The organism is Algoriphagus sp., from assembly GCF_029254265.1.
Taxonomy (GTDB): Bacteria; Bacteroidota; Bacteroidia; order Cytophagales; family Cyclobacteriaceae; genus Algoriphagus.
Genome location: NZ_JAQWXX010000071.1, coordinates 1 through 14,659 on the forward strand (window position 1 = coordinate 1; position 14,659 = coordinate 14,659).

General features: G+C 38.3%; 7 protein-coding genes. 1 reads left to right on the top strand and 6 read right to left on the bottom strand.

Annotated elements, in window-relative coordinates; genetic code table 11:
• Positions 1 to 86: 86 nt before the first annotated feature.
• From P8O16_RS10055 to P8O16_RS10075, 5 genes are read right to left on the bottom strand one after another with little or no spacing between them, the layout of a single operon-like run.
• Positions 87 to 626 (bottom strand): glycosyltransferase family 2 protein, encoded by a 540-nt coding sequence (locus P8O16_RS10055; RefSeq protein WP_300314080.1) that lies wholly within the window; start codon positions 624 to 626, stop codon positions 87 to 89.
• 28 nt (positions 627 to 654) lie between these two features.
• Positions 655 to 1,776 carry a UDP-N-acetylglucosamine 2-epimerase gene (gene neuC, locus P8O16_RS10060; protein WP_300314082.1) on the bottom strand — a complete coding sequence of 374 codons (1,122 nt, stop codon included), beginning with the start codon at positions 1,774 to 1,776 and terminating at the stop codon, positions 655 to 657.
• The gene (locus P8O16_RS10065; protein WP_300314085.1) at positions 1,773 to 2,564 is read right to left on the bottom strand and encodes a glycosyltransferase; all 792 of its coding nucleotides are present in this window, start codon (positions 2,562 to 2,564) and stop codon (positions 1,773 to 1,775) included. Before P8O16_RS10065 ends, neuC begins: the two co-directional genes overlap by 4 nt.
• Entirely contained in the window at positions 2,557 to 3,594 is a 1,038-nt protein-coding gene (locus P8O16_RS10070; RefSeq protein ID WP_300314087.1) for an N-acetylneuraminate synthase family protein, read from the bottom strand. The genes P8O16_RS10065 and P8O16_RS10070 overlap by 8 nt, the downstream gene beginning before the upstream one ends.
• Positions 3,581 to 4,276: an acylneuraminate cytidylyltransferase family protein gene (locus tag P8O16_RS10075; protein WP_300314090.1), complete on the bottom strand. Its 696-nt coding sequence runs from the start codon at positions 4,274 to 4,276 to the stop codon at positions 3,581 to 3,583. Before P8O16_RS10075 ends, P8O16_RS10070 begins: the two co-directional genes overlap by 14 nt.
• Positions 4,277 to 4,809: 533 nt before the next feature.
• On the opposite strand from P8O16_RS10075, the gene asnB reads away from it, so the two are divergent.
• Positions 4,810 to 6,687: an asparagine synthase (glutamine-hydrolyzing) gene (gene asnB, locus P8O16_RS10080; RefSeq protein WP_300314093.1), complete on the top strand. Its 1,878-nt coding sequence runs from the start codon at positions 4,810 to 4,812 to the stop codon at positions 6,685 to 6,687.
• Between the two features lie 79 nt (positions 6,688 to 6,766).
• Here the strand turns inward: asnB and P8O16_RS10085 are convergent.
• Positions 6,767 to 14,659 (bottom strand): PKD domain-containing protein (locus P8O16_RS10085; RefSeq protein ID WP_300314096.1); only part of this gene is annotated, 7,893 nt, incomplete at its 5' end.

Genomic DNA, 14,659 nt, shown 5'->3' on the forward strand with positions numbered 1-14,659 from the left:
CGGATTCCCTCCATTTACAGAAAAGGGAATAGTATTCTTCGTTGCTTACGTTTTTCATCCTGCAACATTATACAGTCAGGAGGCCTTTAGCAATATGGGGTTGATCGGATGGATACAAATAAAGGAGCACAAACTACAAAGGGATTTCTCTGCTTAAACACCTCAAAAACGTCTGTCTGATCCCATTTGGAAATCACTATTTCAGTGAATGCCCCATTTTTCCCAATTATACGCTGAAAGTTTTTTCCTTCCTGATTATAGAAATACCTAGATCCGGAAACAGTTATAAGATCACCTTCGATGAAAGAAACTTGATGATGGATTTTTTTTGACAAAAGAAGATCATCTGAATCCAAAAACTGGAAATAATCACCTTTAGAAATGGATAATCCTTTATTTCTTGCATGACTTAGCCCCTTATTTTTTGGGAGACAAATCAATTTAAAACGTTGATCTTTTTTTACCCAGGAATCTGCGATTGTAACACTTTGATCAAGACTTGCATCATCAACGATAATACATTCCCAATTCAGGTAGACCTGATCAGATACACTTTTCAGACACTCATCTAGAAATTGCCCCTGATTATATGATGCGATAATAATAGAAATCAATGGGCGATGCATGTCAGGATATTATTTAACCTCTCATAAATTAAAGGTCATTAAATAGTTTTTGATGAGAAGAATTCCAAAAATCCGGATCTGATAGAATCTCATTGAATAGTTTAAAACTATCCCCTTTTCCAAAACCAAAAACAGGTTCGGATTTCCCCATTGTTTTGGCTTTTTCAATCGACTTCTGAATGGATTCCGGATCAAAGTCAGAATGAATGATTGTCTCTCCAAAGGCTCTATTTTGCTGTCTGGTTCCTAGATTGATGCTTGGAATCCCATAATAAGGAGCTTCTCTAATGCCTGCACTACTATTTCCGATGATAAAATCGGATTTTTTTAAGATTGTGAGAAAGTATTCAAATCTTAGGGATGGAAATATTTTAAACCTGTTGTTATTGGAAAGTCTTTTAAATTCATCTAGAATTTTGGAAGTCCCCATGTCATTATTCGGATAAATTACCACGTAGTTAGAGTCATCTTCCAAGAGCGAATCCACCAAAACTTTGGCATATTCTCCAATCTGGGCATACTCTGTGGTGACCGGATGAAACATTAAGACTGAGAACTTCCTAAATGGGATTTGATAGTAATCGCAAACAGTATCCAGATCAGGTAATTTATCAGAAAACATAATATCTATGTCTGGCGAGCCGATGACAAAAACCTGATTTTCTAATTCCCCCATTTGAATGAGTCTTTTTTTGGCCAGCTCATTCGATACAAAATGGATATGACTGAGTTTACTTACTGAGTGTCGGATCAATTCATCGATGGTACCTGAAACTTCTCCCCCTTCAATATGGCCAACAAGAATATTATTCAAGGCTCCAACTATGGCTCCGGCTAAGGCTTCTACCCTATCACCATGAACCATAATCAAATCCGGCTTATTTTCTTTGACAAAGCCTGATAGCCCGTCAATGGTTTTTGCCAAAGTTAGATCCATACTTGCTTCAGAAGTATAGTTTATGAATTTGAATATATTTTTGAATCCTGATTTTTCTATTTCAATTACGGTCTCTCCATATTGTTTATGCATATGCATACCAGTAGCGAAGATATGGACCTCAAATTCAGGATTATTTCGACATACTTCAATCAAGGATTTGATTTTACCGAAATCAGCTCTAGTTCCAGTCAGAAATAATAATCTTTTCATTTATTTTTCGATTGTTCAAAGAGGACGTACCACAATAGGAAAAAACCGGTTTTAAAAACATAATAAGTTTCTATTAGAAAAATCTTAAAATAACCGAACCAGCTTCTTCCCATTTTAAGGAAGACTTGACCTATTGTGACTTTCTTCCCCCATATATCTCTATTTCCTAATGTTTCGTCCTTAAATCTTTTATAATTGGAGGCTTGAGATCTTTTGAGATCATAACAAAATACCGCAGGAACCATTTCAACATCATACCCCTCATTTAATACTCTTACCGTCCATTCCTTATCCTCAAAAGTCACGATATCATCTTTAAAAGGATGTTTTCTCCATACTTCTTTGGAAAAAGCAGAACCACAAAACATTAATCCCGCCCGATTAGGGTCATCTTTTGACTTTATTCCATTGATCATTAGTTTGTAATCACCTGATCTATGAACAGCCCTTACTCCGGCGAGGTTATCGTTCTCGTTAAATTTGGCTTTTATAATCTGAAAGAAATCCTGACTAACCGGAAAAGAATGTGCGCTAAACATGACTACAATTTCATGTGATGCGGAAGTAGCTGCAAGATTAGCACTACTACCATAGCCGAAGTCGACAATAGTGACGACTTTTGCCCCCATCTCTTCTGCTATTTCTATACTTCCATCGACAGATTCATTATCTATTACAATGATCTCGTCGATATCCTCTTTGTACCGATTATTTAAATTCTTTAGCAAGAATTTAAGACTATCCTTTTGATTTTTATTTCGGATGAGAACCGAAACTTTCTTACTCATAGTCAGAGAATTTTAGGTGCTGATCTTTTTTGATGAAATTCTTCGAGTTTTTCCCCAATACTTCATTAAATCTCTCAGCCAAAACCTGACCAGTCCCTGGTCTTTTTACCCAGATATTATCTTTTGTAAACAGTTCTCCCTCATTAATATCTTGAATCGCTACCACTGTGGCAAAAGCAAAATCGCTGGTTACCTTTTCCTCTTTAGCAGGTTCTTTCTTTCCCCCTCGCATTTGAAAGATCAGATTTGAGCCTTTAATCAGTTCTGCTGTTTCGGATTCATCCATAGAACAAATAATATCTGGTCCATTTCTATCCATGGAATCAGTAAAATGTCTTTCCAAGATAGATGCTCCCAATGCTACAGCAGCGAAGCAAGCGTGATTACTTACCGTATGATCACTAAGGCCAACAGGTATACCTGGAAAAGTCTCCATTAATTGTTGCATAGCACCCAATCTTACCAAATGATAAGGAGTAGGATATAAATTGGTAGTATGTAGCAAAGCCAAGGGAACATCAAATTTACTGATTGTCTCCACGGACTTCCTTACACTCTCCAAAGTGTTCATTCCTGTGCTCAGGATCATTGGTTTTCCAAAGGAAGCGATGTGCTCTAAGAGTGGGAGGTTATTACACTCTCCACTTCCAATTTTGAATGCGGGAACATCCATTGCCTGGAGACGATCTGCGGCTGCTCTTGAAAAAGGAGTGGAAATAAAAATCATTCCTTTTGACTCAACATAATTTTTGAGTCGAATTTCATCCTCTTCGTTTAATGCGCAGCGCTCCATAATTTCATATATGGATACTTTTGCGTTACCTGGAATTACATTTTTGGCTTCCGAACTCATTTCATCTTCGACAATATGAGTTTGATGCTTTACAACTTCTACCCCAGCCCTCGCTGCAGCATCAACCATTTCAAAAGCTGTTTTCAGGCTTCCTTCATGATTAATACCTAATTCTGCAATGACTAAGGGAGGGAAATTTATTCCAATTTCTCTGTCTTTTATTTTAAAAGGTTTCATTTATATAATTTTCTATTAAATATTCTGCGAGAATAAGATCATCCGGTTCATCTATATCTACTTGAGCATAAATGTGATCGATAACCATGGGAAATACATCATCACCTATAATTTTTTCCTCTTGAAGGAGTAAGTCTATTTTAGTGATGTAGAGAAGACCATTTTCAAAAAACAAAGGCTCAAGATCTTGCATTCTCTGACCCGGGAGATAGTTTTTTGGAAAGAAGTAATCCTTATCAATGGTTCCAAACTTCTTGTTGAGTCGACTAAACGTACAAAGACTTGATCTATCTGAGGAATTGAAAAGCTCAAGACTTTTTGAAAGTAGTTCTGTCGGTCTAAGCGGATTTGTGACTTGTAATAAAATAACTGCATCACAGGCAATATTCTTATTTTGAAAAAATACCACCTGATCCCGTAGCACTGCCGCTGTGGATGTGAGGTCGTCTGCCAATGCCTCTTCTCTACGATAGACATTCACATCGAAATCTTTGGCTAGTTCTAATAACTCGTCATCATCCGAATTTATCCAAATCTGACTCGCAGGAATTCCTTCCTTAAGCGCAAATTCAATAGAATGCTGGAACAAAGGTTTTCCGGCTAAATGTGTCTTATTTTTTCCTGGAAATCTTTTCGATCCTTTTCGAGCGGGAATAATTACCTGATAGTTCAGTAGGGACATGCTGGATTTCGAAAATCGCTTTGTGCTTTTACCTCATGGTATAATTTTCAAAAATACTTTAAAAAAACTTAAAGAAGGTCAAATAACCTGTAGATTTTGATCCAAAACACAAACCTGTTCATTCGCAAAAGTTTTTTTTGCATTTGAATCCTAATTTCAAAAAATATAAAATTAGCGAAAACAAAAGCTTTGAATGAAAGCGCTTTTTCAGAGTGAAAAAACTCAAATATTCTTAAGTTATTTCCCGTTGGATAAATCAGGTGCTCCCCGATCAATTTTCATGGATATTTTTATAAATTTTCTTTAAAAAATCAAAAATAATTAAGTCCAAATTCATTAAAAATATACTCAGAATTAAATTTTAATTAATTGAAATTCAATTAATTAAAATTAAAAACTCAAATTATAAACTAATTTTTATCACCTTTTAAAGTGTTATTAATCAATTTGTGAATTATTATTTCTTTTTTATCAGATTTTGAATCGAAAAATTCCGTCTACATTCGCGTCAAATTTCTAATCTCTTACATTTTATGTGTGGAATTTCAGGTATTGCCAGCCATTCTTTAAGGCCAGAATATACCAAAGAATCTGTAGAGAAAATGTGTAAAATCCTCCATCACAGAGGACCAGATAACACCACTATCTCTTCTTACCAAGATGCCGTGTTTGGGCATAATCGTCTCTCCTTAGTTGATTTGAACGAAAGGTCAAACCAACCTTTTGAGAATGATAAATTTGCCTTGGTCTTCAACGGTGAGATCTATAATTATCTTGATCTCAAAAAGGAATTGATACAGAGCCATCAGCAGGTTTTTGTAACCACCTCGGATACTGAGGTGTTATTCTTCGGGTTAATTCATTGGGGTCTGAAATTAACTCTAAAAAAACTCAAAGGTATGTTTGCCTTTGCCTTCTATGATTTTCTTGAAGGCAAAGTCTTACTCGCCAGAGATCGAACTGGCATGAAACCGCTATTTTATAGCACAAAAAATAGTAAACTAGTCTTTTCTTCTGAATTAAAAGGGATATGGTGTCTCGACGAGTATAGGAATCTCAACCACAGATTCTTGAGCCTGGCAGCTTTTGGGGAATATGAATACTCAAGAATTATCACTGCGCTGACAAATGTAAAACAATTGGAACCAGGTACTTTTTTGGTTTATGATATACCTTCAGGGAAAAGTGAAATTGAATTTTACTTCAGAATGTCAGACTATGTCTCAGAAGAGAAATTCCTAAAAAGAGAACTTCAAAAAGAATCTGAAGTACATTCTGAATTTGAAAATATTTTCACTAAAACTGTCCATTCGGTCATGGCAGCAGATGCGAAAATGGGGGCCTTTGTCAGTGGTGGTGTTGATTCCTCCCTTTGTGCTGGAATCGCTTTTCAAAAAAGCCCAATTTCCTTATTCACATCTAACGTAGTAGGAAAACATTCTGAACTTGAAAACTCAACCTATTTGGCAAAAGTATTAAATGCCGAATTACATCAACATGATTTTACTTATGACTTGTTTCTGAAATTATGGGCCAAAACAACTTGGTATTATGAATCACCTATTCTATCACATCCTAATGCAATTCCATTCCAGTTTGTAAGCCAACTGGCAAATGCGAATTCCTGTAAGGCAGTGCTAACTGGTGAGGGTTCTGATGAACTTTTCCTAGGCTATCCAAGACTGCTAACCCGAAGACTTGATAAAATCATTCAATTCCCTTTCACATTAATAACTAGTGTGTATAAAAAAGTACCTGGTCTTCCTCGCTACCTCAATCTTGATAAGAACAATTTCCAAGAAGATTTTTCAAAACTGTTGACAGGATATGAATTCTCAGAAAAGGAGGTAAAAAACCAAGAAGTCTACGGGTTTATAAAGGATAAAAATAATCAGATTGATCAAGCTATGACTTTAAACATGCTAGAAAGAAGCATTCATAGCTTACTCTGGAGAAACGATCGAATGGGAATGATGCACAGTATAGAATCGAGATTTCCCTTTTTGTACGAGGATGTTTTAGAGTTCGCAGTAAACCTTCCAGTAAAGTATAAAGTTGGTAATAGCTCCAAATTTCACAATTTCAAACACCCATTTCGGATAGATAAGCACATCGTTCGTAAATTAACCCAAAAGGTTCTAAACGAAAAGCTTGCCTACATCCAGAAAAAAGGATTCCCTGTTTCTGGGCTTATGAATGTTCAAGTTGAAAAAGACTTTTTTAAAAATGGGTTTTTGGAAACAGCTCTTGATCTAAACGAAAAAAGTTTAACCCTACTTAAAAGAAATTGTCACCCTTACTTACTGGCCAAGTTAGCTTCGGTAGAAATTTGGGGAAGTCTTTTTCTTTCAAATCAGTCTATGGAAGAAGTAGAGGATAGAATTATGAGTCATATTAAAATGGTCCCTTGATACAGATGAGGCTTAAAAAAAACGGATAGCTGCTAAGCGGCTATCCGTTTTTTTTACCTTTTATGCTATATAGGGAGATTTATCTAATCAGAATAAAGACCCCTGCTCTTTCAATTTTTATACCATTCCTTGAGGTGAAAACTCCTCTATACACATAATTACCATTTGGTGCATCCTTACCATTAAGTGTACCATCCCAACCTATGTCCTCGAGAGATGTGGCCTTATAGATCAATTCACCCCAAGTGTTGAATATGTAGAATTCCATGCTTGCAATCCCTCTATATTCAGGTTTGAAATATTGGTTTTTATTTCCCTGAGGAGTAAATGCATTTGGTATAATGACTTCAAAATCATCTATGACGTTAACTACCATTTCATAAATAGATTCACATCCTATGTCATCTACTACTCTTAGCTTCACGTTAAATGAACCAACTTCATTATAGGTATGAACTGGATTCTCTTCATTACTTGTAAATCCATCTCCAAAATCCCAATTCCAAATCACAGCATTACCTCTCGAGAGATCATTAAAATAAACGTCTTCTCCCAACGGGATATCTTCATTTTGGAAGATATTTCCTCCACCAAAATCAACAAGATAATTGAACTCGGCTTCAAGTAAAGTTTGTGAAATAACTACAAGAATACGTTGAGGCTGATTCCAGCAAGATGTCCCTTTAACCGCACTGCTTACTCTATAATCACCCGAAAGATCTACAGACACCAACTCATCCAGTCTCATAGGTGATCCATTTGGTGAAACCACATTGTAATCATAAACCGCTGGATTAAACCCTTCGATATAGGCTGTAAGATCAACGGTGCCTGTTGGATCACAAACAATTGATGGATTTGAAACTCTTAGGTTTGGAATTTCAATCACCTTGACAATTGCTTTCTCAGGTACAGTACTACAAATATCCGTACCACTGGCCAAAACGAAATACTCATAAGGTGATGAGTTTGCAAGAAGCCCTTCCACAGCTAATTGTCCGTCTGAAGAAATCGAGTAGGTAAGATCACCAGTTGCTCCCACCGGAATAGGATTGGAGGCTTGGGCATCAAAATACCAAGTAAATTGGGTGTCGCCGTTATTAACCAATGTTGTTGGAATCAATGTGGCTATTTCACCCTCGCAAATACTTACATCATCGACCAGAATCGAAGTCGGGATATTTTCGATTTGTACCAAATTATCAAAAGTGATACTACAAGATCCAGCATCCCTTACTCGTATAGAGTAAGTACCCGCGTCTAAGCCTGTGAAGGAGATTGAACCATCAGCTTGGGTATTTTGGGTAGAAATCACCGTCGAGTTCCGTATCAAATCTACTTCATACCCTCCAAATCCGCCTATTAGGCTAAAGCTAATTGAACCGTCTGATTTACCACAAGTCGCATCAATTTGATTTAAATCTTGAACCTCAATTGGACTGGCTGGACCAGTTACCTCTTGATCTGAAATAATCAAATCACAACCTTGACCAGAACGAACAGTAACGGAGTAGATACCCTGAGGCACATTAAAGACATTAGAGCTTTGGAAATTAACTCCATCTAAGCTGTATTGAAGACCGCCGGATCCGCCGGATGCATTGACAGTAATTATTCCTCCTTCACCAAAGCACTGCTCAGCTGTGATGGAGATCGTTGCATTTGGCACCTCATTGACTTGGACCAAAGAGTTTCCAACAAAACCTGGACAAACATCCGGTCCCGTAGCTGTTGCATAAAACGCATATGGACTGGAATTATAAGAAAGACCCGTAATCGTTAACTCTCCGGCTGAAGAAATTTCATAAATCACACCATCTGAAGCTGGGTTTGGACTCGATTCTATAGGTTGAGTACCTGCTTGATCAAAAAACCATTGAATCGTAAAATCAGATACAGGAGGATCCAATCTAGGGACCAAGGTCACAGGTGAACCCTCACATATTTCTTCATTATCAATCAACAATTGCGTAGGTCCATCAACCAATTCTATTATGTCAGAAACAATTGTACAACCCTTATCATCAATTACTTCAAGAGTATATTGACCAATGCCAAGATCGTTAAGGCTAAAAGAATTTACACTCTGAGAGAAGGAGTTAAGCAGTAGACCATCTTTAAAGACATTGACCGTATAAGGTGCCCATCCACCAGTTATTTGTCCTTGTATTTTTCCATTATCAGCGCCACATCCTGGGTCTAGTTGAGTTATTCCAGAAAGTAAAAGTTCTGAGTCAGGTCCCTCAATTGTAAGGGGAATTATTTGATTACAGCCCGCAGGAGTCAAAACTTCAAGAGAATAATTACCAGCTGCAAGTTCCAATTCCTCTAATTCTGAGAGTGTAAGGACAACACCACCATCCAATGAATAAGTATATTCAGGCATATCCCCTGAAATCGATAGTATTTTACCATCTGTCCCCCCAAAACATGAAACTGGAGAAGTCTCAAATACCATGTCAGGGTTGCCAAATACAGTTACCTCAACTTTGATCTCCTGTCCAGTACAAACAACATAGAAATAGAAGTCATGTACACCAACAGGCAGGTTAGCTATAGTCAATTGAGGGTTAATCCAATCCGTATCATCTATAGTATAAATAATAGAAGCATCATCAGGATCAGGTCCATTTGAAATCAAGCCTACTTGCCCAGCATCTTTGTACCACATGATATCTGTGGGAGAAGTAGGTACAGGAGGATTAGGAGCAATGAAAACAGGACGAATAGTAGCTTCTTCTCCGATACAAATATCGATTGGAGGTACTAGTTCATAAACAGGATCAGGCAACTCGTCGATTACAAAAGAAAAAGTCTCTGAACAACCGTTGCTATCCGTAATTGTAACAAAATACTCTCCCGGATAAATATCCTCAAGTCCAGTCAAAGTTCCGTTGGAAAGAAGTTCTCCTGAAAGGGCGTCGTCTTTTCTCCATTCAAAAGAATAACTTCCTGTTCCGCCAATCACCTGCAAATTCCTGATTGCACCATTAGGCAGATCACAGGAGGCGCTGATCAGATCAGGAGTATTAATTTCAATTTGAGTAGCCGTAGTTTCAATAAGCACATCAGTAAAAGTGGTCAAGAAACCAACAGTAATTGATGGATCAGTAATATAAACCGTATAGTTTCCTACTGGTAAATTTTCAAAGACTGGTGAGGATTGCCAATTAATTCCATCAAGACTAAAACTTAATGGAGGATTACCCCCAACGATATTTTCTAGGGATATACTACCATCACTTCCTCCAAAGCAGGTTACCGGAGTGCTGACAACATCTGCAGTCAATGGAGATTTCACGACTACAGTCGCTTCTGTAATAGCCACGCATATACCCGGACCACTTATTTCATAATAATAAGTGTATGTTCCTGGGTTGAGTCCTGAAATTGTAAGTACATCGTTAGCATCTATTTCATAAATAACCCCATCTGGAGCTGGGTTTGAATCGGAAGTTATGATTTGAGTTACAGCGGAATTAAAATACCAGGTCAGGGTAAACACTGCACCGCTTGGAACAGTAAGGTCTGGCGTCAGGGTAGCCACCTCTCCTAGCATGATTTCTTCCAACAATGGATTAGATCCGATTAAGATTCCTGATTCATTTACCAAGGTGAAAAGATCAGTTTGTGTTTCAGAACATCCGTTTTCATCCGTCACTTGGATTGAATAATCTCCTGGAGAAAGTCCTTTTACTTTATATTCTTGACCATTTTCAATAAATGCAAAGTTTGAATCATTCAAAATTTGGCCATTAATATTGATACTGTAATCCCCCGTTCCACCAATAATTTCAAAGGTGATTTGACCATTGTCTTCATCACAGGATGGATTGACAAAGTCAAGGTCGTTAATGATCAAATCGGCAGGTTCAAGAATTTCAAAATTCAGCAGTTGAGGGCAACCAGTTGGAGTGGCAACTTCAAGGGAATACGTTCCTGGTGAAAGATTGGTAAAGTTACCGGTAGAGTTAGTCTCTCCAGTATTAAGTGTATAGCTGTAGGACGGGTCACTTCCTGAAGAAACCTGAATTGAACCATCATTTTCTCCAAAACAAGAGATATTGGAGACATCCAAAGTCACGGCAGGTAGAGCAACTACTGTAACAGTAGCCTCTGTCACCTGCGTACAGATTCCAGGGCCACTTATTCTCAAATAATAATTATAAACCCCTGCATCCAGGTTGCTTATGCTTAAAACTCCCTGTGCATCGATTTGATAGATAATGCCATTTGTATCAGGTGTTGGGGAAGAATTTATTAATTGAGTAGTCGCAGCATCCTTGTACCAACGTAAAATTGGTGTGGTTCCACTTGGCAAGGTAAGATCCGGAGTCAGTTGGGCAGTCTCACCTTCGCAGACTTCATCAGAGACAGGATTTGAAATAATATCAATACCTGCATTATTTGTCAATGAAAATAAATCCGTTGACTCGACCTCACAACCGTTCGCATCAAGTACACGAATCGAGAATTGACCAGGAGCAAGATTTTGTATAGTATAAACTCCTCCAACTTCAGTAAAAGAAAAATTGGATGAGTTTAGTGCATCGCCATTAACGAAGATATTATAAGCTTGGGTTCCACCTGAAATCTCAAATCTGATTTCACCATTTATTGCATCGCAAGTAGGATCTGTGAAGTCTAAAGCAGTGATTAAGAGTTGTTGAGGTTCAACAATCTCAACCTCCACAGTTTGGATACAGCTGGTTCCATTACTGATTTCAATAGTATAATTACCAGCTGCCAAATTCTGGAATTCTCCAGTATCATTAGTTTCTCCAGTATTAAGCGTATAAACGTAGCCTGTCAAACCTCCAGACTGCACTCTTATTCCCCCTGTAGTTTCACCAAAACAAATGATATCTGTTTTTTCAAAAGCTACCTCCGGAGTAAAATTGACTTTTAATTCAACTTCAATCTTTGGACCAGGGCAAACCAAATCTCCTGTTACCTCAAGGAAAAATTTATATGGTGTATCTGATGCAACTATACCTGTCAATTCAAGTTCACCTGATCCATTTATAACAGCTGTCCCTCCGAATAATTGATCTCCATCTGAAATTTGAACCTCGGTTCCTGATTGATTTTCATAATACCAAGTATAAACAGGAGAAGAACCTGCGAGATTAACTACTACAGGTCTCAGAATTGCAGTATTTGCCAATCCAGAAACCGGGTCAAAAGCACAAATCTCATCCCCTGTAGCACTGAAATCAGGAACTTCCAATGGGTCCAAAGTCACAGCAAGAGTTGCTACACTACAGTTCTTAGAATCATTCAGCTCAAAGGTATAGGTGCCACCTGCCAGATTTTCGATTATTACCTCAGTTCCGTCTATTGAAGGGTCAAATCCTGTCACAGCAGTACCATTCATGGTCAGCGTATAATCAGGATTTCCTCCTAAAAGGCTTAATCGAATTTCTCCATTATCCAGATTACAGGAAGGATCTAATTCAGATACTAGTTGTATTTCGAGAATTCCAGAAGGTTCCTCAACAACTAAACTAACTACTTGCGGACATCCTGCGGGCGTAAAAACTTGAATTTCATAGGTTCCCGCAGGAAGATTCAAGGCTTCCAATTCAGCGATTGAAATAGGATTTGGGCTGTCAACCGAATAGGTATATTCAGTCTTGGTTCCCGAAATAGCTCTTATTTTCCCATCCGAAGCTCCAAAACAGTTCACTGGATCAGTTTCGAATACCACTTCAGGCTTATCAAAAACTTCTACCTCAATTTGTATTTCCTGACCTGTACAGACCACATAAAAATAAAAATCGTGTATGCCTATAGGTAAGTTTTCAATTTGAAGAACAGGGTTTAACCAGTCCGAGCCATCAATTGTATAAATTACCGAAGGATCATTTGAGTCGGGACCATTGCTGATTTGACCAACTTGGTTGGCTTCTGTATACCATCGAATTTCAGTTCCTGCAGAAGGCGGGAGATTTGGGTCTGGAGCAATATGAACAGGCTTGATTTCAATTAGCTCCCCAAAACAATTGTCAATCGGATCAACCAATTCATAAACCGGGTCAGATGCTATTCCAACCTTATATTCAAAAATCTCTACACATCCTTTCTCATCCGTTATAATTAGGAAATAATCTCCAGATGCTAAGTCTTCAATTCCTGCTAATGACCCTTGGGTTAGAATCTGACCTGAAGTCGGATTATCTTTTCTCCATTCAAAGGAATAATTACCCCAGCCACCTGTCACCAATACATCACGAACAGCTCCATTGTCCAAACCACAAGAAACAGGTAGTGTGACCGCTTGGGTCTCATCAATTGGCCCGGATGGAGTATCTACAATTACATCTGGAATCTGAAGTTCACAGCCATTTAATCCACTATCATCTCTTACATAAACCGTATAATTTCCAGCTGCGAGGTTTTCGAAAAGTGAGTTGGCCTGCCATGTATTTCCATCCAAACTAAACTCGTAAGTTCCACTTCCTCCAGTTGGAGAATCTACTTGAATAGTACCATTCGACTCACCAAAGCAAATAACCGGAGTAGCGCTTGCATTGGTTTGGATTGGAGGAATGACAGTAACCGTGGCCTCAGTGACAAATTCACAGATGTCAACTCCTGAAATGACTAAATAGTACGTACTGGTCCCAACAGGTAAACCGGATATACTCAAGGAGCCTGTCCCAGAAATCTGATAGGTATTTCCGTCTGGTGCTGGGCTTGCAGAAGAAGTGATTGCTTGTGTAAGGGAATTATCAAAATACCAATTCAAAACTGGGCTTGCACCAGCTGGAATAGTCAATTGCGGAGTAAGTTCAGCAGTTCCTCCTTCACAAATCTGATCCTCCATTGGGAGTATGCCAATTGCAAAGCCATCATCATTGACCAATTCAAAAAGATTTGGAGCATTAACAGGGCAAGAATTTGCATCACTTACAGCTATTGAATAGAAGTCTGGAGCCAAACCTCGAATAGTGTAGGTGTCGCCACTGATCGACACATCAAAATTTGAAGTATTTAATTCAGTTCCATTTATTGTGATTTCATACTCTTTTATACCTCCAATAATGTCAAAAACAATTTCACCATTCGCCGCTCCACAAGTCGGGTCAGTAGAATCAATGGCATTGATTAAAAGCTCAGCTGGTTGATTGATAGTATAATCCAAAGTTTGAGAACATCCCAAAGCACTTGTAATAGTTACTGTATAATCCCCAGCAGCTAAACCTGAGAAAATCCCGGTGTTATTGGTTTCACCATTGCTTAAGGTGTATGTATGTCCAACTTCTGAACCTGATATCAAATTGATTTCCCCTGTTCCTCCAAAACAAAGTACATCCACAACTTCAAAATCAGTAACTGGTAAAGGATTGACAGTGATATCAATTGGAAAATCCAGATCACAACTTCCTCCTCCTCTTGCTTCTAGGGTAAAGGTGTAATCAGCCGGGGCAATATTTTCCAGAGTCAAGGTCGGAGGATTAATCCCGGATCCAGGTGTAATGATGTAAGTACCTCCTCCGAAATTACCGCTGAGTCCACTTAGTGTAGTACCTCCAGAAACCCAAGTGTAAACTACCGAGGCATCCAACGTTCCTGTTTCTACTATTGAAGGGGTGATGATTATCTGTTCATTCTCACAGTAGGCAGGATTTGCACTCAATAATATGTCCGGAGGAGGAATCGTACCCACAGTCTCCAATTCAACGACTGGGCATCCGTTTGCATCTGTAAATACCAACTCATAATTCCCAGCCTCCAGACTTGTGAAGGTATAGGAAGTTCCAGAAATACTTGGAACAAAGCCTGTCAAAAGGTTTCCGTCTCTTGAGATACTCGTGAACGTATAAGGAGCAGTTCCTCCGGAAAGTGTTAATTCAATGGAACCGTTATCCGGAATACTACAGGTGGTCTCTACAGCGATGACATTCGAGACTAAAAATTCACTCGGCTCCGTAATCGTATAGGTTCCAGTTTCAAAAGTACATCCAGT